The sequence below is a fragment of the Nonomuraea montanisoli genome, from assembly GCF_013363975.1.
GTDB lineage: Bacteria > Actinomycetota > Actinomycetes > Streptosporangiales > Streptosporangiaceae > Nonomuraea > Nonomuraea montanisoli.
Genome location: NZ_JABWGN010000002.1, coordinates 448,920 through 473,555, shown reverse-complemented (window position 1 = coordinate 473,555; position 24,636 = coordinate 448,920). Strand labels below are relative to the sequence as shown.

At 72.5% G+C, this 24,636-nt stretch carries 23 protein-coding genes; 6 read left to right on the top strand and 17 right to left on the bottom strand.

The features are described 5' to 3' along the window. Positions 1–29 precede the first annotated feature (29 nt). Entirely contained in the window at positions 30–1,523 is a 1,494-nt protein-coding gene (locus tag HTZ77_RS05655) for a 3' terminal RNA ribose 2'-O-methyltransferase Hen1 (protein ID WP_175588336.1), read from the top strand. Beyond that, a complete protein-coding gene (locus HTZ77_RS05650; RefSeq protein WP_175588335.1) occupies positions 1,507–3,975 on the top strand; it encodes a polynucleotide kinase-phosphatase in 2,469 nt (822 codons plus the stop codon). The genes HTZ77_RS05655 and HTZ77_RS05650 overlap by 17 nt, the downstream gene beginning before the upstream one ends. Positions 3,976–3,982: 7 nt before the next feature. On the opposite strand, the gene HTZ77_RS05645 is transcribed toward HTZ77_RS05650, so the two are convergent. The 4 genes from HTZ77_RS05645 to HTZ77_RS05630 form a co-directional block, all read right to left on the bottom strand. Beyond that, positions 3,983–4,492 (bottom strand): DUF732 domain-containing protein, encoded by a 510-nt coding sequence (locus HTZ77_RS05645; RefSeq protein ID WP_175588334.1) that lies wholly within the window; start codon positions 4,490–4,492, stop codon positions 3,983–3,985. A 219-nt stretch (positions 4,493–4,711) separates the two neighbouring features. Beyond that, positions 4,712–4,870: a hypothetical protein gene (locus HTZ77_RS05640; RefSeq protein ID WP_175588333.1), complete on the bottom strand. Its 159-nt coding sequence runs from the start codon at positions 4,868–4,870 to the stop codon at positions 4,712–4,714. Between the two features lie 323 nt (positions 4,871–5,193). Then, the gene (locus HTZ77_RS05635; RefSeq protein WP_175588332.1) at positions 5,194–6,111 is read right to left on the bottom strand and encodes a class I SAM-dependent methyltransferase; all 918 of its coding nucleotides are present in this window, start codon (positions 6,109–6,111) and stop codon (positions 5,194–5,196) included. Between the two features lie 136 nt (positions 6,112–6,247). Beyond that, a complete protein-coding gene (locus HTZ77_RS05630; protein ID WP_205302097.1) occupies positions 6,248–6,691 on the bottom strand; it encodes a MarR family winged helix-turn-helix transcriptional regulator in 444 nt (147 codons plus the stop codon). A gap of 100 nt (positions 6,692–6,791) precedes the next feature. On the opposite strand from HTZ77_RS05630, the gene HTZ77_RS05625 reads away from it, so the two are divergent. Further along, positions 6,792–7,799, top strand: a complete 1,008-nt coding sequence (locus HTZ77_RS05625; protein ID WP_175588331.1) for an SMP-30/gluconolactonase/LRE family protein — start codon at positions 6,792–6,794, stop codon at positions 7,797–7,799. 1 nt (position 7,800) lies between these two features. Here HTZ77_RS05625 and HTZ77_RS05620 read toward each other — a convergent pair whose 3' ends face one another. Then, positions 7,801–9,057, bottom strand: coding sequence for a class I SAM-dependent RNA methyltransferase (locus tag HTZ77_RS05620; protein WP_175588330.1), 1,257 nt, complete (start codon positions 9,055–9,057; stop codon positions 7,801–7,803). A 92-nt stretch (positions 9,058–9,149) separates the two neighbouring features. Beyond that, the gene (locus HTZ77_RS05615; RefSeq protein ID WP_175588329.1) at positions 9,150–11,192 is read right to left on the bottom strand and encodes an APC family permease; all 2,043 of its coding nucleotides are present in this window, start codon (positions 11,190–11,192) and stop codon (positions 9,150–9,152) included. Positions 11,193–11,293: 101 nt separating this feature from the next. Between HTZ77_RS05615 and HTZ77_RS05610 the strand changes: the two genes are divergently transcribed. Next, positions 11,294–11,959, top strand: a complete 666-nt coding sequence (locus tag HTZ77_RS05610; RefSeq protein WP_175588328.1) for a potassium channel family protein — start codon at positions 11,294–11,296, stop codon at positions 11,957–11,959. Continuing rightward, positions 11,959–12,618 carry a potassium channel family protein gene (locus tag HTZ77_RS05605; RefSeq protein ID WP_175588327.1) on the top strand — a complete coding sequence of 220 codons (660 nt, stop codon included), beginning with the start codon at positions 11,959–11,961 and terminating at the stop codon, positions 12,616–12,618. Before HTZ77_RS05610 ends, HTZ77_RS05605 begins: the two co-directional genes overlap by 1 nt. A gap of 37 nt (positions 12,619–12,655) precedes the next feature. On the opposite strand, the gene HTZ77_RS05600 is transcribed toward HTZ77_RS05605, so the two are convergent. The 7 genes from HTZ77_RS05600 to valS all read right to left on the bottom strand — a co-directional run bounded on the left by HTZ77_RS05600 (position 12,656) and on the right by valS (position 19,769). Next, positions 12,656–13,279: a DUF6000 family protein gene (locus HTZ77_RS05600; protein ID WP_268959920.1), complete on the bottom strand. Its 624-nt coding sequence runs from the start codon at positions 13,277–13,279 to the stop codon at positions 12,656–12,658. A 121-nt stretch (positions 13,280–13,400) separates the two neighbouring features. Continuing rightward, on the bottom strand, positions 13,401–14,069 hold the full coding sequence (locus tag HTZ77_RS05595; RefSeq protein ID WP_175588325.1) for a DUF3159 domain-containing protein: 669 nt from the start codon (positions 14,067–14,069) through the stop codon (positions 13,401–13,403). Positions 14,070–14,073: 4 nt separating this feature from the next. After that, a complete protein-coding gene (locus HTZ77_RS05590; RefSeq protein ID WP_175588324.1) occupies positions 14,074–14,457 on the bottom strand; it encodes an OB-fold nucleic acid binding domain-containing protein in 384 nt (127 codons plus the stop codon). Between the two features lie 29 nt (positions 14,458–14,486). Further along, positions 14,487–15,128, bottom strand: coding sequence for a DUF3710 domain-containing protein (locus tag HTZ77_RS05585; protein WP_175588323.1), 642 nt, complete (start codon positions 15,126–15,128; stop codon positions 14,487–14,489). A 51-nt stretch (positions 15,129–15,179) separates the two neighbouring features. Beyond that, a complete protein-coding gene (gene dut, locus HTZ77_RS05580; RefSeq protein WP_175588598.1) occupies positions 15,180–15,611 on the bottom strand; it encodes a dUTP diphosphatase in 432 nt (143 codons plus the stop codon). 265 nt (positions 15,612–15,876) lie between these two features. Further along, positions 15,877–17,109 carry an AI-2E family transporter gene (locus HTZ77_RS05575; RefSeq protein ID WP_175588322.1) on the bottom strand — a complete coding sequence of 411 codons (1,233 nt, stop codon included), beginning with the start codon at positions 17,107–17,109 and terminating at the stop codon, positions 15,877–15,879. Positions 17,110–17,249: 140 nt separating this feature from the next. Then, positions 17,250–19,769: a valine--tRNA ligase gene (valS, locus tag HTZ77_RS05570; protein ID WP_205302095.1), complete on the bottom strand. Its 2,520-nt coding sequence runs from the start codon at positions 19,767–19,769 to the stop codon at positions 17,250–17,252. Between the two features lie 79 nt (positions 19,770–19,848). Here valS and HTZ77_RS05565 point away from each other — a divergent pair, with 79 nt between their 5' ends. After that, complete coding sequence (locus HTZ77_RS05565; protein WP_175588321.1) at positions 19,849–20,133, top strand: DUF4235 domain-containing protein; 285 nt, start codon at positions 19,849–19,851, stop codon at positions 20,131–20,133. On the opposite strand, the gene HTZ77_RS05560 is transcribed toward HTZ77_RS05565, so the two are convergent. From HTZ77_RS05560 to HTZ77_RS05545, 4 genes are all read right to left on the bottom strand, one after another. Continuing rightward, positions 20,066–21,499 (bottom strand): alpha,alpha-trehalose-phosphate synthase (UDP-forming), encoded by a 1,434-nt coding sequence (locus tag HTZ77_RS05560; RefSeq protein WP_175588320.1) that lies wholly within the window; start codon positions 21,497–21,499, stop codon positions 20,066–20,068. The genes HTZ77_RS05565 and HTZ77_RS05560 overlap by 68 nt on opposite strands. Positions 21,500–21,759: 260 nt before the next feature. After that, positions 21,760–22,641: a hypothetical protein gene (locus HTZ77_RS05555; RefSeq protein ID WP_328808431.1), complete on the bottom strand. Its 882-nt coding sequence runs from the start codon at positions 22,639–22,641 to the stop codon at positions 21,760–21,762. 89 nt (positions 22,642–22,730) lie between these two features. After that, positions 22,731–23,030, bottom strand: coding sequence for a DUF4193 domain-containing protein (locus HTZ77_RS05550; RefSeq protein ID WP_020542847.1), 300 nt, complete (start codon positions 23,028–23,030; stop codon positions 22,731–22,733). A gap of 282 nt (positions 23,031–23,312) precedes the next feature. After that, entirely contained in the window at positions 23,313–24,629 is a 1,317-nt protein-coding gene (locus HTZ77_RS05545) for a sensor histidine kinase (RefSeq protein ID WP_328808430.1), read from the bottom strand. Positions 24,630–24,636: the final 7 nt, after the last annotated feature.

The following is a 24,636-nucleotide window of genomic DNA, read 5'->3' as shown; positions in this document are numbered from 1 at the left end:
GTTCGCCCGGGACCGGCACACTTGGCCGCGTGCTGCTGACGATCTCGACGACCGCGAGACCGGCGACCGACCTGGGCTTCCTGCTGCACAAGCATCCCGACCGCGTGCAGGAGTTCGGGCAGTCGTCCGGCAAGGCCACCGTGTTCTACCCGGAGGCGGGCGAGGAGCGTTGCACCGCCGCCCTCCTCCTGGAGGTCGACCCGGTGACGCTGGCCCGTTCACGCGGGAAGGGCTCGCCGGACTTCAGCCTGTCGCAGTACGTCAACGACCGGCCCTACGCCGCCTCGTCCCTGCTGGCCGTCGCGCTCGCCGACGTGTTCCGCACCGCGCGGGCGGGGCGGTGCGCGGCCCGGCCGGAGCTGGCGGCCACGCCGCTGCCGCTGGAGATCCGGCTGCCCGCGCTGCCCTGCCGGGGCGGCCCCGACCTGGCGCGGCGGCTGTTCGAGCCGCTCGGCTGGGAGGTGTCGGCCGACGCCGTGCCGCTCGACGAGGGGTTCCCCGAGTGGGGCGACTCGCGGTACGTGGCGCTCGCCCTCACCGGGACCGTGCGGCTGGCCGACGCGCTCAACCACCTGTACGTGCTGCTGCCCGTGCTCGACGACGCCAAGCACTACTGGATCGCGCCGGACGAGGTGGACAAGCTCGTCCGGGCCGGCGAGGGCTGGCTCGGCGCGCACCCGGAGCGGACGCTGATCACGCGGCGCTACCTCGGCCGGCGGTGGACGCTGGCCCGTACGGCGCTGGCGCGGCTGGCTGAGCTGGGCGACGAGACGGAGGAGGCGCTGGAGCCGGCCATCCCGGAAAAGCCCCCCTCCACGGCCCCGGCCGGCGAGCCGGAAGAGGCGGCCCCGGACGGCGAGCAGGATGAGGCGGCCCCGGCCGACGGCCCGCCGGATGAGGTCGTGCCCGCCGGGCCGCGGTCGCTCAGCGGGAAGCGGCGCGAGGCCGTGCTGCGCACCCTGGAGGAGCTGGGCGCCACCAGCGTCATCGACCTCGGCTGCGGCCAGGGCGAGCTGGTCGGCGCGCTGCTGGCCCGGCCCCGCTTCGCCCGCGTGGGCGGCATGGACGTCTCCCCCATGGCCCTGACCATCGCGGCGCGCAAGCTGAAGCTGGAGCGCATGCCGGCCGTGAAACGCGAGCGGCTGACCCTGTTCCAGGGGGCGCTGACGTACACCGACAAGCGGCTGACCGGCTACGACGCGGCCGTGCTCATGGAGGTGATCGAGCACGTGGACCCGCCGCGCCTGGCCGCGCTGGAGCGGGTGGTGTTCGGCCACGCCCGGCCTCGGCACGTGCTCGTCACCACCCCGAACATCGAGTACAACGTGCACTACGCGTTCCTGACCGGGCTGCGCCACCCCGACCACCGCTTCGAGTGGACGCGGGCGGAGTTCGCGGCGTGGGCCGCCGAGGTGGCCGCCCGCCACGGCTACACCGTCGCCCTGCTACCCGTGGGCGAGGACGACCCCGAGGTCGGCCCGCCGACGCAGATGGGAGTGTTCACCCGTGATCAGCGTTCCTGAGCTGTCCCTGGTGGTGCTGGTCGGGGTGTCGGGCAGCGGGAAGTCGACGTTCGCGGCCCGGCACTTCGAGCCGACGCAGGTGATCTCGTCCGACTACTGCCGCGGCCTGGTCTCCGACGACGAGAACGACCAGTCGGCGACGCCGGCGGCGTTCGAGCTGCTGCACCACATCGTGGGCGTGCGCCTGTCGCGCGGTCTGCTCACCGTGGTGGACGCGACGAACGTGCAGTACGGCGCCCGCAAGGCGCTCATCGACCTGGCCCGGCGGCACGACGTGCTGGCCGACGCCATCGTGCTGGACGTGCCGGAGGAGACGGCGATCGAGCGCAACGCCGCCCGTCCCGAGCGCGACTTCGGGCCGGGCGTGGTGATCCGGCAGCGCAAGGACCTGCGCCGCTCCCTGTCGAAGATCTCCAAGGACGGTTTCCGCAAGGTCCACGTGCTGCGCGGGCTCGACGCCGTCGAGAACGCCTCGGTGACGTACGAGAAGGCGTGGACCGACAGGCGCGAGCTGACGGGCCCGTTCGACATCATCGGCGACGTGCACGGCTGCCGCGCCGAGCTGGAGGAGCTGCTCGCGCGGCTCGGCTGGCAGGGCCCGCGGCACCCGGAGGGGCGCACGGCGGTGTTCGTCGGCGACCTGGTGGACCGCGGCCCCGACACGCCGGGCGTGCTGCGACTGGTCATGGACATGGTCGAGGCGGGCACGGCGCTGTGCGTGGCCGGCAACCACGAGCAGAAGCTGGTGCGCGCGCTCAACGGCCGCAACGTCCGGACCTCGCACGGGCTCCAGGAGTCGCTGGACCAGCTCGGCGCGCAGCCGCCGGAGTTCCGGGAGCGGGCGCGGGCCTTCATGGACGCTCTGATCAGCCACTACCAGCTCGACGACGGACGGCTGGTCGTCGCGCACGCCGGCCTGAAGGAGTCCTTCCACGGGCGGGCGTCCGGCCGGGTCCGCTCCTTCGCCCTGTACGGGGAGACGACCGGCGAGACCGACGAGTACGGCCTGCCGGTGCGCTACCCGTGGGCCGACGACTACCGGGGCCGGGCCATGGTCGTCTACGGCCACACCCCGACCGTGCGGCCCGAGTGGGTCAACAACACGATCTGCCTCGACACGGGCTGCGTGTTCGGCGGCGCGCTGACCGCGCTGCGCTACCCCGAGCGGGAGCTGGTGAGCGTACCGGCGCAGAAGGTCTGGTACGAGCCGGTCAAGCCGCTCGGCGGCCCGGCGGGCTCGGCGCGCGAGCCGGGCATGCTGGACATCGACGACGTGCGGGGCACCCGGTACGTCGAGACCCGCTTCGGCACCCGGGTCAAGGTGATGGAGGAGAACGCCGCCGCCGCGCTGGAGGTGATGAGCCGGTTCGCGGTGGACCCGCGCTGGCTGGTCTACCTGCCGCCGACGATGGCGCCGCCGGAGACGTCCACGCTCGACGGCTACCTGGAGCACCCGGCCGAGGCGTTCGCGGAGTTCGCCGCCGCCGGGGTCGGCGAGGTCGTGTGCGAGGAGAAGCACATGGGCTCGCGGGCGGTGGCCGTCCTCGCGCGGACGCCGGAGGTGGCGTGCGAGCGGTTCGGCGTGACGGACGGGAGCACGGGCGCCGTCTACACGCGTACCGGCCGGCCGCTCTTCGCCGACAACGGGCCGCTCGTGGAGCGGCTGCGGGAGGCGTGCGCGCCGCTGTGGGCGGAGCTCGGCTCCGACTGGGTGGCGCTCGACTGCGAGCTGCTGCCCTGGTCGGCCAAGGCGGGCGAGCTGATCAGGTCCCAGTACGCCTCGGTGGGCGCGGCGGCGCGGGTGGCGCTGCCGGAGGCCGTGTCGGCCCTGGAAGCGGCGGCCGGGCGCGGACTGGATGTGGGCGGACTGCTGTCGCGCACCCGGCGCCGCTCCTCCAACGCTGCCCTGTTCCGCGACGCCTACGCCCGTTACTGCTGGCCGGTCGACGGGCTGGACGGGGTGCGGGTCGCGCCGTTCCAGATCCTCGCGTGCGAGGGACGGGCCACGGCGCTGGAGCCGCACGCCTGGCACCTGTCCACGCTGGCGCTGCTGGACTCGCCGCTGATCACGCACACGCGCCACCGGTTCGTGTCGCTGGACTCGGAGGAGTCGCGGGCCGGGGCGGTGGCCTGGTGGGAGTCGCTGACGGCCGAGGGCGGCGAGGGCATGGTGGTCAAGCCCGCCGCGTACGCGCCGGGACGGGTCCAGCCGGGGGTGAAGGTCCGGGGCCGCGAGTACCTGCGCATCATCTACGGGCCGGACTACACCGAGTCGCTGGACGTGCTGCGCCGGCGCTTCCTCGGCAAGAAGCGGTCGATGGCGCTGCGGGAGTACGCGCTGGGGCTTGAGGCCCTGACCCGGCTGAGCGAGGGGGAGCCGGCCTGGCGGGTCCACGAGCCGGTCTTCGCGGTGCTCGCCCTGGAGTCGGAGCCGGTGGACCCGCGCCTGTAGCCGGTGTTCAGGGGTGGGGACACCACTCCCGGACGGCCTCGACGATCTCGGCGGCCTGCTGCCTGGTCACGTCGGTGAAGCGCTCCTGGGCGTCGCTCACCAGCCGGCCCGGCGACTCGCCCCGCAGGATGTCGCGGCAGGTGGCGCGGGCCCGGCTCATCGCCGCGCCCTCCTCGGGCGCCAGCCATGGGGCGATGCCTTCGAGCCGGTGCAGGAACGCGGCGCGCTGCCCAGGGTCGGGGCTCGGCTGCCGCGCCGGCCCGGGGACGTCCTCCCCGGCGGCCGGGGGCGGCATGGCGGCGTGTTGGGCGTTCCAGGAAGGGAGCGGCTCCGGGGCGCCGGGGCTGAGGAGCCCGGCCACGACCAGGGCGACGCTCACGCCGCCGACGAGCGCGGTCCCGGTCAGCGCCAGAACCCGTCTGCCACCCGGCCGGCCCTGCGCGGGGCCTGGGGGGGACGGCAGGGAAGTCTGCGGCTGCGGGGTCTGCGACTGCGGGGCCTGCGGCTGGGGACGCATGTGGCGCACCGTACGCCCCAGATGACCACCGCCGTCCGCTTTCCCGGCAAAAGGACGACCGAAAAGCCGATAAGAGGCCATCCCCTGACGCTGCGCAGCGATGGCGGGCCGTACGGGTGAGGCGGGGAAGCCCCCGCCGGGCACCAGGCCGGCGGGGGCTTCGGCAGGGGATGAGACGTCAGGCCGCGAACTCCGTGACGCCCGCCCGCGCCGTGGACGTCAGGCCGCTGACTCCGTGACCTCGGCCTCCAGCGGCATGACCGCGGCGATCAGGTCGGCGAAGTCCTTGCGCGGCACCTCCAGCACCACGTCCGGCCGGTCGACGTGGTGGATCTCGACGTGGTCGTTGAGCCGGCGCGCCACGACACTGCTGCTCATTCGTGCTCCTTCCGTCGGGAGACCTGCCTGCCGGTGGCCATGCCTCCGAGCCTGCGCGGACGACGTCTCGCAGCCGCCCGCGTCGCCCCGTTCCGTGAAGACCCGGCCACCGTGGGTCAGCCTGCCATGCCGAGGGCTCCGGGACATCTGGCGCCGAGGGCAGCAGGTAGAGACACCCCCGACTCGGAGGGCCATCTATGCGCCTCGGAGGAAGACCTGCCCGGCACATATCCGCCCTTATCCGAGCGAATCAGGCGAGACGTTGACAGCCAGGACGTACTGCGCCGCCGCGACGGGGTCAGCGGCCGGACGCCGCGACGGGGTCAGCGGCCGGACGCCGCGAGCTGGAAGTGCCAGATGACCATCGAGGGCGCGTCGCCGTAGGCGGCCCGCGCGGCCTCCGGCACCAGATCGGTCAGGCTCCAGGGCCAGACGTCCCAGACCTTGACCACCTCAGCCGCCTCGGCGGACTTGGCCTTGGGCGGCGTGTCTGCCTTGGGCGGCGTGTCGGCCGGCTTGGGCTCCTCGCAGCGGCGCACCTGCAGCCCTGCCGTCAGAGCGGCGCGCAGGTAGTCGCCGATCGCGTGACGATAGGTCGCGATCCGGCCCGGCCGCCCGTCCGCCAGCCGTACGGGCGGGACGAAGCCCCGCGCGACCCCCTCGGGATGCATGTCCGAGATCACCAGGTGCCCTCCGGGCCGCAGCACCCTGGCGAACTCGGCCATCACCGGCCCGAGCGACGGGACGTGCGTCAGCGCCAGGGAGCAGACCACGAGGTCCACGGAGTCGTCCGGCACCGGCAGGTGCGGCAGGTCCCCGTCCAGGAACTTTCCCTGCGGCACCCGGGCGCGCGCCTTCGCGAGCATGTCGGGTGAGTTGTCCACGCCGATGACCTGATGGCCGCGCCCGGCCAGCGACGCCGCCACCCGGCCGGTGCCGCACGCGGCGTCCAGGGCGACGCCCGCCGGAAGCGCGTCGAGGATCTGCCCGACGACGGGCTCGTCGATGTCGAACAGGCCGTTGGGCCCGTCATAGGTACGCGCCCAGATGCGGTATCCCTCCACCGCGTCCACCCGCGCGACCTCCACGCCCGCCTCCGCCAGCGCCTCGTCGTCGAGCAGCCGACGCAGCTCGGCCAGTCGCGCCTCCACGAAGTCGCGGCCGAACTCGCCCCTGAAGGAGCGCAGCAGCGCGACCCCCTCGACGCCGAGCAGGTAGGCCAGGGGATGTTCGTAGATCACGACGCGACCCTAGCCACGCCGCCCCCGCGGACGCCATCGAGTTTCGCGCCGCGCGCTGGTGGAACGGCTCGGCGCGTCTCCGTGGCGGGCGAGATCGACGTGGAGGGCGCGGCCGACGCCCTGTCCTCCGCGTCCGCTAGGCGGACCGGGCCCCCTCCAACTGCTCGACGCAGCGCGCCAGCAGGGCGATCAGGGTCTCGCGTTCCTCGTCGCTGAAGGCGCCGGCGAGCCCGCGTTCGACGCGTACGGCGTTGGCGTCGGCCGTGGCCATCACCTGCGCGCCCTTGGCGGTGAGCCGCGTCTCCAGGATGTTCTTGTGCCACTCGTGCGGCGTCCGCTCGATCAGGCCCTGCTCCTGGAGGTTCTTGAGGACGGTGTTCATGGTGGGCGGCGTCACGCCGCACGCCCGGGCGAGCGCGGCGGCCGAGATGCCCGGGCTCTGCGCGAGGTGGAGCAGCGCGGCGTACTGGGGCACGGTGAGTCCGGCGGGCCTCAGCGCGGCGTTCTTGGCCGCGTTGAGCGCCTGCTCCGCCCGCTTCAGGTGGAAGCCCAGGCGCTCGGGAACGGGCATCGAGGTCATCTCCGCATGGTAACGACCCTGTTCAGCCAACGTTGACACGCATTAGAACTCTAACTATCGTACGTACTCGTTCTAATCATCGAACCCTTGCGAGTGACTCATGCCTTCCCTGCGTTCCCTCGCCGCCGCAACGGGCACGACCCTGGCCCTCGCGCTCGCCGGCTCCACCTCCACGGCCCTGGCGGCCGGCCCGGCCGCGCCGGTCACGGCCCCGGCCGTGACCGTCTCGACCGCGTTCGAGCTGCCCGGCGCCCGGGTCTACCCCGAGGGCATCACCGCCGATCCGCGCACCGGCGACCTGTACGCCGGCTCCTACACCGACGGCACCGTCTTCCGCATGACGCCCGGGCGGCGGGTCGCCGAGACCTTCCTGCCGGCCGGCGCCGACGGCTGGCACACCGCCAACGGCCTGGAGGCCGACCGCTCCGGCCGGCTGTGGGTCACCGACTCCACCAGCGGCGTCACCGTCTACGACACGCGCACCCGCGCGCCGCTCGCCCGCTTCGAGGTCGAGGGGGACGAGCCGACGTTCGTCAACGACGTCGCCATCGCGCCGGACGGCTCCGCCTACCTCACCGACAGCGCGCGGGCCGTCGTCTACCGGGTCACCCCGCGCCGGCTCGCCCAGGCCCGCGGCGGCAGCGCGCCGCTCACGCCGTACGCGGATCTCAGCGACGCGGTCGGCCCGAACGCGCCCGGCACGTTCACGCTGAACGGGATCGTCGCCGACCCCGCCGGCCGCTACCTGCTGACGGCCGACATGACGGGCGGCGACCTCTACCGCGTCGACCTCGCCACCCGCGCCGTCCGGAAGGTCGCGCTGAAGGGAGGCGACATGCTGCACGCCGACGGGCTGGAACTGCGCGGCGCGACGCTGTGGGCGGTGCACAACACCGTCGACACGATCAGCCGGTGGCGGGTCACCCGGGACGGCACGGCGGCGCGGGCCGAGCGGCGGCTGACCGACGACGCCCTCGCGCTGCCGACCACGCTGACGTGGCACCGGGACGGTCTGTACGTCGTGCGCTCGCAGTTCGACAAGGGCGGCCCGATGGGCGAGGGCACGCCGAGCCTGCCCTTCTCCGTCGCGCTGGTGCGCGGGCTCTAGCTCACCCGCGGACGAGCAGCGCCACGCACTCCACATGATGAGTCTGGGGGAAGGCGTCGAAGGCGCGCAGGTCGGCCAGGCCGTAGCCCCGCTCGGCCAGCCACGCCAGGTCGCGGGCCAGCGTCGCCGGGTCGCACGAGACGTACACCACGCGCGGCGCCTCCAGGCTCGCGATGCGGTCCACCACCTCGCGGCCGAGACCCGCGCGGGGCGGGTCCACCACGATCACGTCGGCGCGCTCGATCTGGAAGCGGTCCAGCGCCTCCTCCACCCGGCCGCGCTCGATCCGCGCCTGCGGAAGGTCGCGCAGGTTGGCCCGGGCGTCGCGGACCGCCGCCTCCTCCGACTCCAGGCCGAAGACCGCCCCCTCCGGACCCACCGCCTCGGCCAGGCCCGCGGCGAACAGCCCCACCCCGCAGTAGAGGTCGAGCGCCCACTCCCCCGGCTCCGGCGCGGCGAAGGTCAGGACGGCGTCCAGCAGGGTCTCGGCGGCGCCGGGATGGACCTGCCAGAACCCGCTGCCCGACACCCGGAACTCCCGGTCGCCGACCCGCTCGCGCAGCACGCCCGGGCCGCGGCGCGGCACCGTGCGGCCCTTGCCCTGGTCGAGCAGGATCGAGGCGGGCGCGTCGAGGTCGGGCACGGTCACGGTGCGGCGCGGGCGCGGCTTGACCACGACGGCGCGGTCGCCGCCGGTGGAGGCGATCACCTCGACGCCCGCCGCGCCGGGCCACTCGCGCAGCTCCGCCCCGACCGCCTCCACCTCGGGGTGGGCGATCAGGCACGCGTCGACGGGCTGGATGTCGTGGGAGCGGTGCTTGCGGAAGCCCGGCACGCCGTCCCCGCGTACGGCGAGCTGCACGCGGGTGCGCCAGCCGAGGCCGTCGGGCGCTCCCGGCACCTCCTCCACCACGACCTTGCGGTCGATGCCGGCGAGCCGCCGCAGCTGCTCGGCCACCACGTCGGCCTTGAGCGCGCGCTGCGCCTCCAGCGTGGCGTGCTGCCAGTCGCAGCCGCCGCACCGGCCGGGGCCGGCGTAGGGGCAGGGCGGGACGACCCGGTCAGGCGAGGGCTCCAAAATCTCCACGGCGTCGGCCCGGAGGAAGCGGGCCGTCTCCTCGGTCACGGCCGCGACGACGCGCTCGCCGGGCAGCGCGTGCCGGACGAAGACCACGCGGCCCTCGTGCCGGGCGACGCACCAGCCTCCGTGCGCGACCGGGCCGACCGTGAGCTCCAGAGATGCCTGTTCCGCTTCCACATCGACACCCTATGCCCTGCTCGGCCGGGCCCTCGCCGCACGCCTTGCCCGGCCGGGCCCTCGCCGCCAGGGCCCACCGCCGGGGCTCGTCGTCAGCGGGTCTCGATCTCCTGGTCCTTGACGACGTCGTGCCAGGGCCGGCGCACCGAGCCGGCCGCGAACGGCTCCGGGCGGCCCTTGAGCCGGTCGGAGGAGTGCAGCTGCCACGGCACGCTCGTCACCATCACCCCGGGCTTGAACAGCAGCCGCGCCTTCAGCCGCAGCGCGCTCTGGTTGTGCAGCAGGTGCTCCCACCAGTGCCCGACCACGTACTCGGGGATGAAGACCGTCACCACGTCGCGCGGCGAGCCCCGGCGCAGCGTCTTGACGTAGTCGAGGATCGGCTGGGTGATCTCCCGGTACGGGGAGTGCAGCATCTTGAGCGGCACCGGGATGCCCCGCCGCTCCCACTCCTCCTGGAGCAGGCGCGACTCCTCGTCATCCACGCCCACGGTGACGGCCTCCAGTGTGGAGGGCCGGGTGGCCCGGGCGTAGGCGAGGGCCCGCAGGGTCGGCTTGTGGATCTTGGAGACGAGCACGATCGCGTGGTTGCGGGCCGGCAGCATCGAGGCGTCGTACTCGCCGGTGATCTCCAGCTCGGCGGCCACGTTGTCGTAGTGGCGGCGGATGCCCTTCATCATGAGGAACAGGATCGGCATGGCCAGGCACACGATCCACGCGCCGACCAGGAACTTGGTGAGCAGCACGACGATGAGCACCAGCCCCGTCATGATGCCGCCGAAGAAGTTGATGGCCCGCGAGCGGTGCATGCGGTGGCGGGCGCCCGGGTCGGTCTCCGTCCGCAGGTGGCGGGTCCAGTGGATGACCATGCCGGTCTGGCTGAGCGTGAAGGAGACGAAGACGCCGACGATGTAGAGGTTCAGCAGGCGGCTGACGTCCGCGTTGAACCCCCACAGCAGCAGGCAGGCCGCCGCGGCGAGGATGACGATGCCGTTGGAGAAGGCCAGGCGGTCGCCGCGGGTGTGGAGCTGGCGTGGCAGGTAGCGGTCCTGGGCCAGGATCGAGCCCAGCACGGGGAAGCCGTTGAAGGCGGTGTTGGCGGCCAGGAACAGGATGAGCGCCGTCACTGCGGAGATCACCACGAACGCCGCCGAGCCGCCGCCGAACACCGCGTCGGCCACCTGCGCGATGATCGGCTGCTGGTAGTAGCCGGGGCCGACGGGCGTGCCGTCCGGCTTGAGCAGGTCGGTGGCCACCACGGACGGCTCGGCCACCGTCACCCCGGAGGCCAGGCCCAGCGCGATGATGCCGCCGAACATGGTGATCGCGACCACGCCCATCATGAGCAGGGTGGTGGCGGCGTTCCTGCTCTTGGGCTTGCGGAAGGCCGGCACGCCGTTGCTGATGGCCTCGACGCCGGTCAGCGCCGCGCAGCCGGAGGAGAACGCGCGCAGCACGAGGAACGCGGCGGCGAACGCCGTCAGGTTGGTCTGCTCCGGCACGATGCCGAAACCGGCGCTCGGCGCGCGCAGCTCGTCGCCGAGGACGAGCAGCCGGAACCCGCCCCACGCGACGAGGCCGATCACCGCCACCATGAACGCGTACGTCGGGACGGCGAAGGCGACGCCCGACTCGCGCAGGCCGCGCAGGTTGACCACGGTGAGCAGGACGACGATGGCGATGGCCACGGCGGGCTTGTGCTCGCCGACGAACGGGATCGTGGCGCCCACGTAGTCGACGCCGTTGGCCACGGACACCGCCACGGTCAGCACGTAGTCGACCATGAGGGCGCTGGCCACGGTCAGGCCGGCGTTGCGGCCGAGGTTGGTGGTGGCCACCTCGTAGTCGCCGCCGCCGCTGGGATAGGCGTGCACGTTCTGCCGGTACGACGCGACGACCGTCAGCATGACGACCACCACGGCCAGGGCGATCCACGGGCTGTAGGAGTAGAACGAGACCCCGGCCAGCGACAGGATGACGAGGATCTCCTGCGGCGCGTACGCCACGGAGGACAGCGCGTCGCTCGCGAACACGGGCAGGGCGATGCGCTTGGGCAGGAGCTGCTCGTGCAGCTGGCCGCTGCGCAGCGCCCGGCCCACCAGGACGCGTTTCAGAAGATCTGTCACCTTCGCCACGTAACCAGAGCCTAGTCTCCGTTATGGCCACGCATCGGAGCGCTCCCCTATCAGGCCATACTGGTGTCGAGCAACCGGCCGACCGCGAGATGCGGGGGAGTATGCATATAGTGATCATGGGATGTGGGCGGGTCGGTTCGACCCTGGCCCACATCCTCGAGGACGGCGGCCATTCGGTCGCGATCATCGACCGCGACCCGCAGGCGTTCCGCCGGTTGCGGGCGGGGTTCCGCGGCCGGCGGGTGACGGGCATCGGGTTCGACCGCGACGTGCTCACCGACGCGGGCATCGAGTCCGCCGCCGCGTACGTGGCCGTCTCCAGCGGCGACAACTCCAACATCATCTCCGCCCGGGTGGCGCGGGAGACGTTCGGCGTCGACAACGTCGTGGCCCGCATCTACGACCCGCGGCGGGCCGAGGTCTACCAGCGCCTGGGCATCCCCACGGTGGCCACCGTGCGCTGGACGGCCGACCAGATCCTGCGGCGCGTCCTGCCGGAGGGGGCCGAGCCGCTGTGGCGCGACCCGACCGGCCGCGTCGTCCTGGCCGAGGTGCCCGTCCACCCGTCGTGGATCGGCACCCGCGCCGTCGATCTGGAGCCCAGGGCGCGGTGCCGGGCCGCGTTCATCAACCGCATGGGCGAGTCGCTGGTCGTCGCGGACGACACCGTGCTGCAGGAGGGCGACATCCTGCACGTGATCGGCGCCGAGAACGACATGGACCGGATCAACAAGGTGCTCGCCGCCGCACCGGAGAAGGACGACTGATGCGCGTCGCGATCGCGGGGGCCGGGGCCGTGGGCCGGTCCATCGCCGCCGAGCTGCTGGAGAACGGCCACGAGGTCCTCCTCATCGACGTCGACCCGAAGGCCATCAAGATCGACAGCGTGCCGCGGGCCGAGTGGCTGCTCGCCGACGCCTGCGAGATCGCCTCGCTCGACGAGGCGGGCCTCAACAACTGCCACGTCGTCGTCGCCTCCTCCGGGGACGACAAGGTCAACCTGGTCGTGTCGCTGCTGGCCAAGACCGAGTACGGCGTGCCGCGCGTGGTCGCCCGGATCAACCATCCCAACAACGAGTGGCTGTTCAACGAGTCGTGGGGCGTGGACGTGGCCGTCTCGACGCCGCGCCTGCTGAGCGCCCTGGTCGAGGAGGCGGTCAGCGTCGGCGACCTGGTGCGCCTGCTGACGTTCCGGCAGGGGCAGGCCAACCTGGTGGAGCTCACGCTCGCCGAGGACGCGCCCGTGGTGGGCCAGCGGGCCGGCTCGGTGCCGTGGCCGGCCGACTCGGCGCTCGTGGCGATCCTGCGCGAGGGGCGGGTCCTGGTGCCGTCCGACGACGACCCGCTGGAGGCGGGGGACGAGCTGCTGTTCGTGGCCACCCAGGAGGTGGAGCAGGAGCTCGCCCACCTGCTGTCGCAGCACTGACCCGGGCGCCCCTGCCGGCGCCCGGCCTGGGATGACGTCAGGACCACCGGTCGAGGAAGAGCCGCCGCCGGGGCAGCCACTCCTCGACCGTGCCGGTCATGCAACTCTCCGCGAACGCGCACCTTTCCGCCATGTAGGCCGAGCGTTCAGCGAGATCTGTCCCATCCGCCGCCGACTCCTCCCCCGCCCCGCCCCGGGCGACGAAGCGTGCGGCGTGATCCGTGCCCCGTAGCTCGTCGAGGTATCCGAGCGCACTGATCGCGTCACCCCATTCATGGGGGTTGTCCACTCGGGGCGGACGGCGATCGAGGTAGGCGGTGAGCAGGTCGACGTCGCGCTCCTCCCCGAAGCGGGCGAGCGCGAAGCAGTATCCGTGGCTCGCGTGGCCGAGCGGGCTCTCCAGGAGCACGCGGCCGAGCTGCTCACGGAAACGCGCACGCCGGTCGAGGCCGATCAGCCAGGCGGCGGTCATCCGCGAGCGCCACTCGAACGCCAGGAGCCGCTGAAGATCTTTGTCGCTGATCCGTCGTGCGTCCCGGGCCAAGGAACGGCCGAAGCGGATCAACTCCCGGTCGGGAAGCATCATGAATCCGCCCATGAGCTGCATATAGCGGCGGGCCGCTCCGCTTCCGGGGGTGACGTAACGCCGAACGGCCAGCATGAGCCGGAGTTCGGAAGAGGTCGGTAAGGGCACGCGCCCATCCTCCCTTCCGAGAAGGGGCCGGGGCCCCGCCACGGGGGCATGGGGCTACCGGCCCCGCCCTCCGAGGCCCGCGGCAGAATCAGGCCGGGGCCACGGGGTTGATCGGGGTGCGGCCGCGGCCGAGCATCCACACCATGGCCGCCAGCGCGGCGATCTGCAGCGGCCACCCCATGGCGATCTTGGCCACGCCCAGCGCCGCCACCGCCTCGTCGCCGCCGCCGAACAGGTACACCGGGAGCTGCACCGCCACCCGCACCACGCACGGGATCAGGAGCAGCCAGGTCAGCCGCGAGCAGAGCCGGACGACGCCCGGGTCCTGCCGCCACCCCGTCGGGTCGCCCGTCACCGAGCCGATGAGGAACCCGACCACGGGCCACCGGGCGACGATCGACAGCAGCATGGCCACGGCGTAGGCGCCGTTCCACAGGATGCCGGGCAGGAAGTAGTCCTTGGCGTCGCCGGTGCGGCTGGCGAAGAACGCGCCGATCGCGATGCCGATCAGGCTGTTGATCACGAACTGCGGCGTCGAGCGTTGCAGGACCCGCGCGAGGAGCAGCAGCACCGACAGCGAGACGCTGACGATCAGCGACAGCTTCAGCTCCTCGGTGGTGATCCAGGCCAGCGTGAACGCGGCCGTCGGCACCGCCGCCTCGATGATGCCCCGCACGCCGCCGAACGCCTTGGCGAGCTGGGCACGAACCGCTGCCTCCACGGTGTCGTGGGCGGCGTCTCCGGCCTCGGCCTTCACCTGATCAACTCCCTGGGCGCAGCTCGTATCGCGGATTGAACATCACCTTGCGGCCGTCCTGCACGCTCACCAGGCCCTCGGCCTTGACGATGCGTCCGGGCTCGATGCCGGCGATCCTGCGGCGGCCGAGCCAGACGAGGTCGATCACGTCGGACCCGTCGTAGAGCTCCGCCTCCAGCGCGGGGGCGCCGCCCCTCGGCCGCAGCGTCACCGTACGTAGCGTACCGGCCACGCAGAAACGGCGCCTGCCGCCACACGAGGCGATCGGCGTCGCGCCCGTCTGCTCGGCGTCCTCGCGCAGCATCTGCGCCTCGATCTCGGACTGGGGGGATGCCAGCCGACTGAAGAACCCGCGCAACCCCCGTTTGGGAGTCCCTGCCGTAGTCATGATGAATCAGCCTATGCGATGGGAGGTCGTCAGCGAATCTCGCTGATCTCAGGTCCGCGCCGGAACGGGTTGAGACCCGGCCGGTCGTCGCTCTGCGCGGCTTGCTCGTTGGGGCGGCGCAGGACGATGGGCTCCTCGCGCGCCATCGGCTCGGTGCCGCGGACGACGACGACGTCGCGCAGGAAGTCGAGGAACGGCTCCGCCGCGGCCTCGTCGGCGGCGGCCGGGCCGTGGACGACGGCGAGCAGGAACCAGCGGGGCCCGTCGATCCCGACGTAGCGGGCCTGGCGGGTCTGGCCGTCGGCGGTGATCTCGCCGCGCAGCTCGGCGCCGAACGGGCCCTCACGCTCCTCCAGGGCCGGCAGCTGCTGCGTGATCTTGGTCTTGACCTCGTCCCACAGGCCCAGGGACCTGGGCGCGGCCAGCCCCTGCAGTTGCAGCGTGCTGTCGCCGTGGATGACGACGACGCCGATGTGCTGGTCCCCGACGGAGGCCAGCCGTACGTCGAAGTCGGGGTTGTGCGGCAGCCGCAGGCCGCCGAGGTCGATCCGGTCGTGGTCGGGGTGGGGCTCGTCGGAGTCCCACGGGCCGGACTCGCGTGTGGGCTCGGCCGGGGCCGCGGCGTCGGCCGCCGCCTGCTCCGGCTGCTCGCGACGACGGCGTCGGAACACGTCTCTCACTCTCCCTGTTCAGCGTTCTGTTGAACCCTGCTCGGCCTCCGGTCAGCGCCCCGTCGAGCCGAACCCGCCGGCTCCGCGCGGCGATTCCGGGAGCCGCGCCACCTCCAGGAAGGCCGCCCGCTCCACCCGCTGGACGACGAGCTGGGCGATCCGGTCGCCCCGCCGCACGAGGAACGGCTCCCTGGCGTCGGTGTTGATCATCGTCACCTTGATCTCGCCCCGGTAGCCGGCGTCGACCGTGCCGGGCGCGTTGACCAGAGTGACACCGTGCCGGGAGGCCAGGCCCGAGCGCGGGTGGACGAAGGCGGCGTACCCCTCGGGCAGCGCGATGGCGACGCCCGTCGGCACCACGGCGCGCTCGCCGGGCGGCAGCTCGGCGTCGCACGCGGCGTGCAGATCGGCGCCCGCGTCGCCCGGGTGGGCGTAGGAGGGCACCGGCAGGCCGGGGTCGAGCCGCTGGATGAGGATCTCCAGCGGGGGCGCGGCCGGGGCGTCCGTGGTCGGGGCGGGCCGGGAGCCCGTCGCGTCGCGGTCGGTCGCGGTCACGGGTTCACCTCGTCGTGGTGCTCCGGGGCGCTGCTACGCCCCTCAGCCTCAAGGTACGCCCTTCCGGCGGTGATGCGGTCACACCCGGTGCGCGGGTGGGGTGTCGCGGGCGCGCCACGGCGCCGGGCCGCTCCTGGGCGGGCTGTGCCGGAGGACGGCGTGGTCCTGGCGGTACGGGTCACGAGTGACGAGGTTACTCGGTGTCGGCCGGCCTTTCGCCGCGCTCGGCCCCGGCCGGTGCGGCGGCGCCGCGCGGACGCGGCGCGCCGGCGGCCTGGGTGCGCGGCGCGGGGGACTCGCGCGGCCCCTCCCCCACGGGCTCGGGCGGCCCCTCCCCGACGTCCTCGTCGGCGTGCTCGCCCGGTGGCAGGGCGGGCTGGTCGTGGCGCAGCTCGGGCAGCGCCCGGTAGATCACCGCCGCGACGGGCACGGCGACCGCGGCCCCGGCGATGCCGCCGAGGATGCCGCCCACGGCGAGGACGATGATGATGGCCAGCGGGTGGAAGTTGAGGGCCCGGCCGACGATCAGCGGCTGGAGCACGTGGTTCTCCAGTTGCTGCTCGACCACGAGGATGCCGACGAAGATCAGCGCGTACACCGGCCCCTTGGCGCCCAGCGTGACGAGCGTGGCGACCGTGCCGGCGAAGAAGATGCCGACGATGGGGATGAAGCTGGCGAAGAAGATGAGGACCGCCAGCGGCGCCCACAGCGGCACGCCCATGCCGGCCAGCACGATGCCCATGATGAGGCCGTGGACGGCGGCGACGGCCACCGTGCCCTGCACGTAGTGGGAGAGCGTGGTCCACGCCGCGCGGCCGGCGCGGTCGACGCGCGGCGCCATCTCCCCGAACGCCCTGAGGAACCACGACCAGATCCGGTCGCCGTCCTTGAGCAGGAAGAACGTGACGAACAGCAGCAGCACGATCGAGGCGAGCACCTCGAAGGCGACGGCGCCGGCGGTCAGCACCGTGCCGGTGATGGCGCTGCGCTGGGTGTTGACCATCGTGGCGATCTCGTCGACGTAGCTGGTGATCTGCGCCTCCTTGAGGTGCAGCGGGCCGGTGATCAGCCAGTTCTGCACGTCGCGGGAGGTCGCCTGGACCTGCTCGACGAGGTTGGGGAACTCCTCGGTGGCGCGGGCCCCGACCAGCCAGCCGGTGCCGATCAGGATGGCCAGCGCGACCAGCATGGTGAGCCAGGTGGCGTAGATGGGGCGCATCCCCGCCTCGCGCAGGCTGTTGGTGAGCGGGAACAGCAGCGCGGTCAGCAGGAGGGCGATGGCCACGGGCAGGGCGACGAAGCTGAGCCGCCCGACGCCCAGCGCGAAGTAGTAGACCACCACGCCGACGAGGATCAGGCACCCCGACCATGCGGCCATCTTGGCCAGCACGGGAGGCACGAGCTTGGTGGGGCGGTCTCTCAGCACATCCCCAGACTGGCACGTCCGGCGCCGGGATGCGCGCCGATAAACGATCGGGCGCATCCCGGAGCCGTCATCGGCGGGCCGGGGACACGAAGCCGGGGACACGAAGCCGGCGACCTCCGGCGGCCCCGGCGCCGCTCGGCTCAGGCGGTCTCCCCCAGCACCACCTCGACTGTGAACGCGGCCCCGTCGTCCAGCACGAACTCCTCGACGTTGCCCGCGCCGCACAGGTCGTCCTGCGCCAGGCGCACGAGCCCGGCCTCGGGCCCGGTCACCGTGAGGCGGGACACCTCGGCGCGCATGGACAGCTTGGCCTCGGACTTGGCCTTGCGGATCCGCCGCAGCACCTCGGAGGCCACGGCCAGCACCGCCGGGTCGCCGGCGCCGCGTTCGGCGGCCGGCCAGGCGGCGCGGTGGACGGAGCCGTCGCGCCACCACGACCACACCTCCTCGGTGACGAACGGCAGGAACGGCGCGAACAGCCGCAGCAGCGCGTCGAGCGCCCGCCGCAGCGCCGCGTGCGCCGAGGCCGCCGCCGCGTCGGACTCGTAGGCGCGGGCCTTGACCAGTTCGAGGTAGTCGTCGCAGAACGACCAGAAGAACCGCTCGGCGGCCTCCAGGGCCCGGGTGTAGTCGTAGTCCTCGAACGCCCGGGTGGCCTCGTCGACCACGTCGGCCAGCGCGGCCAGCATGGACAGGTCGAGCGGCTCGGTCACCTCGGCGTCGGAGGCGGGGAAGCCCAGCACGAACTTCGACGCGTTGAGGATCTTGATGGCCAGCCGCCGGCCGACCTTGATCTGCCCGGTGTCGAAGGCGGTGTCGGTGCCGGGCCGCCCGCTGGCCGCCCAGTAGCGCACCGCGTCGGAGCCGTACTCCTCCAGCAGCCCGAGCGGCGTCGTGACGTTGCCCTTGGACTTGGACATCTTCTTGCGGTCGGGGTCGAGGATCCACCCGGAGATGGCCACGTCGCTCCACGGCAGCGTGCCGAACTCCTGGTGCGCCCGGACCACGGTGGAGAACAGCCAGGTGCGGATGATCTCGTGGGCCTGCGGGCGCAGGTTCATGGGGAAGACCCGGGAGAACAGGTCGGGGTCGCGCTCCCAGCCGCCCGCGATCTCCGGCGTGAGGGAGGACGTGGCCCAGGTGTCCATGACGTCGGGGTCGCCGACGAACCCGCCGGGCTTGCCCCGCTGGTCCTCGGTGTAGCCGTCGGGGACCTGGGAGGACGGGTCGACCGGCAGGATCTCCTCGGGCGGCAGCAGCGGCCGGGTGTAGTCGGGCTCGCCGGCGTCGTCCAGCGGGTACCAGACGGGGAACGGCACGCCGAAGAAGCGCTGCCGCGAGATCAGCCAGTCGCCGGCCAGGCCCTGCACCCAGTTGTCGTAGCGGACCCGCATGTGGGCCGGGTGCCAGCGCAGCTCCGAGCCCCGGGCCAGCAGCCGCTCGCGCAGCTCGGCGTCGCGCCCGCCGTTGCGGATGTACCACTGGCGGGTGGTGACGATCTCCAGGGGCCGGTCGCCCTTCTCGTAGAACTTGACCGCCCGCTGGACCGGGCGCGGGTCGCCGTCGAGGTCGCCGGACTCGCGCAGCAGCTCGACGATGCGCTCGCGGGCGCTGTGGACGGTCTTGCCGGCCAGCTCCTCGTACGGCTCGCGCTCGGCGCCCTCCGGCGGGTCGGGCAGCAGCCGGCCGTCGCGCCCGATGACGGGCCGGGTGGGCAGCCCCAGCTCGCGCCACCAGGTGACGTCGGTGAGGTCGCCGAACGTGCAGATCATCGCGATGCCGGACCCCTTGTCGGGCTCGGCCAGGTGGTGGGCGAGGACCGGCACCTCGACGCCGAACAGCGGCGAGAGCGCGCTGGTGCCGAACAGCGGCTTGTAGCGCTCGTCGTCGGGGTGGGCGACCAGCGCCACGCACGCGGGGATCAGCTCGGGCCGGGTGGTCTCGATCCAGATCGGCCCCTTCTCCCCGTAGAAGGAGACGCGGTGGAAGGCGCCCGGCCACTCGCGGTCCTCCAGCTCGGCCTGCGCGACGGCGGTGCGGAAGGTGACGTCCCACAGGGTGGGCGCCTCGGCGAGGTAGGCCTCGCCGCGCGCGAGGTTGCGCAGGAACGCGCGCTGGGAGGCGGCCCGCGCGGCGCCGTCGATCGTGGCGTACGTCAGCGACCAGTCGACCGACAGCCCGAGGCGGCGCCACAGCTCCTCGAACGCCTTCTCGTCCTCCAGGGTCAGCCGCTCGCACAGCTCGATGAAGTTGGCCCGCGAGATCGGCACCTGCCGCTTGGGATCGGGCTCGGCGGGAGGTGTGAAGCCGGGATCGTAGGGCACCGAGGGGTCACAGCGCACGCCGAAGTGGTTCTGCACGCGACGCTCGGTGGGCAGGCCGTTGTCGTCCCACCCCATGGGGTAGAAGACCTCGCGCCCGCGCATCCGCTGGAAGCGGGCGACGGTGTCGGTGTGCGTGTACGAGAAGACATGACCCACGTGGAGGGAGCCGGAGACGGTGGGAGGCGGCGTGTCGATCGAGTAGATCTGCTCGCGGGTCTTCGACCGGTCGAAGCGGTAGGTGCCGTCTTCCTCCCAGCGGGCTACCCATACCTGCTCCAGGCCGTCAAGTGTCGGTTTTTCCGGCATGGTGGCATGGCGTAGTCGCTGTTGAGTCATGCCTCCATATGCTACGGCTTCGCGGGCCACGCCAGCGTTGCAGACTAGGGTTCGTTACACAGGGGAAGGAGACGTCCGTATGGCAGATGAGAAGCCGGACCTGGCCTGGCGGGTGATCGGCGGGCTGGTGGGACTGGCGACCGCGTGGGTGGCGCGCAAGGCCCTCGGGTTCGTCTGGGTGAAGACGACCGGCAAGGAGCCGCCCGTCGACCCGGACTCCCCCGAGGTCAGCCTGGGTGAGGCGATCGGCTACGCGGTGCTCATGGGCGTCGGCATGTCCGTGGCCCAGATCGTGGTCAATCGGACTGCCAAGAAGCGCTATGAGGCGTGGCGGTCGGTGAAGCAGGCTGCTCGAGAGCTGTGAGGAACTCGCTCGCCCAGCGGTCCACGTCGTAGGTGGCGACCCGGCGGCGCATCGTGCGCATCCGCCGGGCCAGCTCGTGCGGCGTGGCCCGCATGGCGGCGACCATCTGACGCTTGACGTCCTCGATGTCGTACGGGTTGACCAGGTACGCCTGGCGCAGCTCGTCGGCCGCCCCGGTGAACTCGCTGAGCACCAGCGCGCCGTGCAGGTCCTGGTGGCAGGAGACGTACTCCTTGGCGACCAGGTTCATGCCGTCGCGCAGGGGCGTGACGACCATGACGTCGGCCGCCAGGTAGAGCGCGGCCAGCTCCTCGCGGCCGTACGACTGGTGGAAGTACTGGACGGGCTGCAGACCGAGCATCGCGTGCTCGCCGTTGATGCGGCCCACCTGGAGCTCGATGTCGTCGCGCAGCCGCTTGTACTCCTCGACCCGCTCCCGGCTGGGCGTGGCGATCTGCACGAACACCGCCTCGTTCGGCGCGAGCGTCCCCTCTTCGAGCAGCTCGCCGAACGCCTCCAGGCGCTGCCCGATGCCCTTGGTGTAGTCGAGCCGGTCCACGCCGAGCAGCATGTGCTCGGGGTCGCCCAGCTCGGCGCGGATCTCCTTGGCGCGCTGGATGATGTGCGGCTCGCGCACCAGCGAGTCGAGCTCGCCGAAGTCCACGGAGATGGGGAACGCCTGGGTGGTGACGACCCGGTCCTCCAGGAAGATCTCGTTCCCCTTGTACGGCAGGCCGAGCAGGCGGCGGCACAGCCGGCGGAAGTTGGCCGCGCCGCCGGGGAGCTGGAAGCCCACGAGGTCGGCCCCGAGCAGGCCCTCGACGAGGTCCTTGCGCCAGGGCAGCCGCCAGAACAGCTCCACGGGCGGGAACGGGATGTGCAGGAAGAAGCCGATGCGCAGGTCGGGCCGGAGCTTGCGGAGCATGGCGGGCACGAGCTGGAGCTGGTAGTCCTGCACCCAGACGACGGCGCCCTCGTCGGCGACCTCGGCCGCCGCGGCGGCGAAGCGCTCGTTGACGGCGCGGTAGGCCTCCCACATCTTCCGGTGGAAGACGGGCGGCGCGACCACGTCGTGGTAGAGCGGCCACAGGGTGGCGTTGGAGAAACCCTCGTAGTAGAGCTCGACCTCGCGGGCCGACAGCGGCACCGGGATCAGGCTCATGCCGTCCTGCTCCAGCGGCTCCAGCGTCTCGTCGGGGGCGCCGTGCCACCCGAGCCAGGCGCCGTGGCGGCGCTGCATGACCGGCGCGATGGCGGTGACGAGCCCGCCGGGGCTCCTGCGCCATGAGGCCGTTCCGTCGGGCTCGATCGTGCGGTCCACCGGCAACCGGTTGGCGACGATCAGGAACGAGCTACGGCCACTCACCCAAGTCCTCCTAGGCTCACCTCGCGAGAGCCGCCACACACGGCTCCCGGCGCCCGCCTCCGAGCCTGGTTCGCCGGATCACCGCCCCTCGCGCTCGGGGAGCATGCGCAGGCATACGGAACGGCGCGTACACACCCTGCCCAGGACCTGCGAAAACAAACGCGAATGGCACATATCACACACATAGGGCATTTGCCGTCGTACCGGACGGCGGAGGGGTTTCGGGCGGCGGCGGAGGGGGCCGGGCGCGTGGCGGCCGGCTAGCGGCCGAGCTTGCCGCGTTCGGGGGGCGGGGGCAGCTTGCCGCGCAGGTCCGTGCGGATGGCCTCGCCGAGCTTCTTGGTGGCCGCCCGGTTGAGCGCGCCCCCGGCGACGGCGCCGGTGAGGAACGGCCCGAGCGTGGTCAGGTGGCGGCCGAGCGTGCGCATGAGGCGGTTGCGCAGGGCGGTCTTGGTGGCCGCGCCGAGCGCCAGGGTGACGGACGCGGGGGCGAGGGGGTCGATCCCGCGCTGCTTGGACCAGGCGGCGGTGAACGCGATGGCGCGCTGGGTGCCGGTGCCCTCGACCCGCACGCCGTAGACCTCGTGCAGCTCGGCCAGCAGCTTGACCTCGATGGCGGCCACGACGATGGTCTCGGCCACGAGCTGGGCGGGGGCCGACAGCAGGAGGGGCGGCGCGGCGAACTCGGCCGCGGCGAGCGCCCCGCCGATGGCGCCGACCGTCATGGTGGCCTTCTGGGCGGTGCGGATGAGGTCGTCGGCGAGCTGCTCGCCGGTCAGACCGTGGTGGTGCTCGGAGAGGGTGTGGAGGTCGCGGATGGGGATGCGGGGAGCGATGTTGAGGAACAGGTCGGCCAGGAAGCGGCCGCGGCCCACGCCCTCGGCCCGCGCCTTCCTGCCGCCGGCGCCGATCGTGCGCGCCAGTCGGCCGAGCAGCCTGCGCCGCTCGGCCGGCTCCAGCTCGGCGGGCTCGGTGAGCCTGCCGACGAGCTCGCCGACCTCCGTGTCGGTGCCGGCGAGCTCGTTGTCCGGCCGTGGGTCCGTGTCCTGCCGGTCCCGGTGGTCGCCGTCGTACGGCTCGTCGCCGTGCTCGTTGCCGTGCTGCTCGTCGCCGTTTTGCTCGTGCCTGTCCGGTCGGGCCACGCGGAAGCCTCCGTCCTATGGTCGCGACAGCTCGTTGCCCGTGCGGCGGCGTTCCATGCCGCCGTGGGGCGAGCTCTTTCGCTCCTTGGTCAGGCCGCGCACTCCCGGCAGACCTGCTGGCCGTTCTTCTCGGAGGCCAGCTGGCTGCGGTGGTGCACGAGGAAGCAGCGCGAGCAGGTGAACTCGTCGGCCTGGCGCGGGATCACCCGCAGGCTGAGCTCCTCGTTGGACAGGTCGGCGCCGGGCAGCTCCAGCGACTCGGCGAGGTCGGTCTCGTCGATGTCGATGCTGCCGGACGACTTGTCGGTGCGCCTGGCCTGCAGTTCCTGCAGGCTGTCCTCACCGAGGTCGTCGTCTGTCTTGCGCGGGCTGTCGTAGTCGGTAGCCATGGTGCTACTCCATCCCCCTCATCCATATGTCGTCGCGCGATCGCGCGTCTTCTAACGTCTGGCAGGTGCGTCTTGTGCCCGCTCCGGCGGGGAGATTTTGCATCGGTACCCCGGTTGAACGAACACTGAACCTCCCAACACGCCAGGGCCCTCTGCCATCGGCAATGGTTAGCCAAATATGGCCAAACGCACAGCCTGGCGTCGCGCACCACCGTGTTCGACGGCACATCCAACCACATGTGCGGCAAGAACGAGACGCCCCCACCCGACCAACACGCCGGATCAGCGACTCGGAAGCCGAATGGTCACCACAAGTCCTCCGCCCTCTCGCGGTACCGCGGTCACATTTCCGCCATGAGCCTGCACCACGGCGCGCACGATGGACAGCCCCAGACCCGCTCCCTTGGCGGAGTCCACGCGGTCCGCGTGGAGCCTTCTGAACGGCTCGAACAGGCTGTTCACCTCGTACGCCGGGACATGCTGTCCGGTGTTGGCCACCTGAACAACCAAGGCCCCGTCCACCATTCCCGTCCGAATCCAGACTTTTCCGTTCTCGGGAACGTTGTATTTGACGGCGTTCTCCAGCAGGTTGCTGACGGAGCGTTCCAGGAGCACCGGATCGCCCACGGTGGGCGCGCCGACCAGCTCGGTGGTGATCGTGACCCCCGCCTCCTCGGCGAACGGCGTCACCTGATCGACGGCGGTCCTGGCCACGTCCTGGACGTCCAGCGGCTTGCGCACCGCCAGCTCCCGCTCGCTGCGCGCCAGCAGCAGCAGGCCCTCGATGAGCTTCTCGTTGCGGGCGTTGACCTCCAACAGCGTGCGGCCCAGCGCCTTGAGGTCCTGCGACGCCTCCGGGTCGGACAGGGCGATCTCCAGCACCGTCCGGTTGATGGTCAGCGGCGTGCGCAGCTCGTGGGAGGCGTTGGCCACGAAGCGGCGCTGGGTGTCGAAGGCGACGTTGAGCCGGGTGAGCATGGCGTCGAAGGTGTCGGCCAGCTCCTTCAGCTCGTCGGCGGGGCCCTCCAGGTCGATGCGCTGGTGGGAGAGGTTGCTCTCGGACAGCTTGCGGGCCGTGGCGGTCATCTGCGTCACGGGACGCAGCGCCCGGTCGGCGACGAAGTAGCCGAGGATGAGGGCGAGGATGCCCACCCCCACCAGGGCGAGGACGGAGCTGCTCAGCAGGGCGTCGCGCGCGGCGTGCACGGCCTGCTGCTGGGCGATGCTCCACCGCCGCTGGGTGATCGCCGCGTCGATCGGGTCGACGCCGCTCAGGTCCAGCTCCAGCCACGCGTCGTCGATCGCCCGCCCGACGATCGCGTAGATGGAGAACAGCAGCACGCCGGCCGCCACGAGGAACAGCGCGCTGTAGGTCAGGGTGAGCCGCCAGCGGATGCTGACCTTGCCGGGCAGGTCCATCACCCGGTCGCGCGCCGAGCGCTGGGCCGGCACGTACTCGGGCGGCGGCGGGCCGTCCCAGGTCGGCGGGCCGCTCGGCGGCGGCGCCTCGTGCGCCCGGGTGGCCTTGCGCTCCGAATGCGGGCTGATCATGGGGTGCGTCGGCACCGCCGTCTCGCGCCGCTCATTCCTCTCGGTCACTCCGCCC

Bases quoted from the DNA above. Each gene is read 5' to 3' on its own strand.
- HTZ77_RS05645 (WP_175588334.1), bottom strand. From the start codon at position 4,492: ATGCGTCCCCAGCCGCAGGCCCCGCAGTCGCAGACCCCGCAGCCGCAG.
- HTZ77_RS05610 (WP_175588328.1), top strand. From the start codon at position 11,294: ATGCATATAGTGATCATGGGATGTGGGCGGGTCGGTTCGACCCTGGCC.
- valS (WP_205302095.1), bottom strand. From the start codon at position 19,769: ATGACTCAACAGCGACTACGCCATGCCACCATGCCGGAAAAACCGACA.
- HTZ77_RS05550 (WP_020542847.1), bottom strand. From the start codon at position 23,030: ATGGCTACCGACTACGACAGCCCGCGCAAGACAGACGACGACCTCGGT.
- HTZ77_RS05625 (WP_175588331.1), top strand. From the start codon at position 6,792: ATGCCTTCCCTGCGTTCCCTCGCCGCCGCAACGGGCACGACCCTGGCC.
- HTZ77_RS05565 (WP_175588321.1), top strand. From the start codon at position 19,849: ATGGCAGATGAGAAGCCGGACCTGGCCTGGCGGGTGATCGGCGGGCTG.
- HTZ77_RS05590 (WP_175588324.1), bottom strand. From the start codon at position 14,457: ATGACTACGGCAGGGACTCCCAAACGGGGGTTGCGCGGGTTCTTCAGT.
- HTZ77_RS05630 (WP_205302097.1), bottom strand. From the start codon at position 6,691: ATGACCTCGATGCCCGTTCCCGAGCGCCTGGGCTTCCACCTGAAGCGG.
- HTZ77_RS05600 (WP_268959920.1), bottom strand. From the start codon at position 13,279: ATGCTGGCCGTTCGGCGTTACGTCACCCCCGGAAGCGGAGCGGCCCGC.
- HTZ77_RS05605 (WP_175588327.1), top strand. From the start codon at position 11,959: ATGCGCGTCGCGATCGCGGGGGCCGGGGCCGTGGGCCGGTCCATCGCC.
- HTZ77_RS05640 (WP_175588333.1), bottom strand. From the start codon at position 4,870: ATGAGCAGCAGTGTCGTGGCGCGCCGGCTCAACGACCACGTCGAGATC.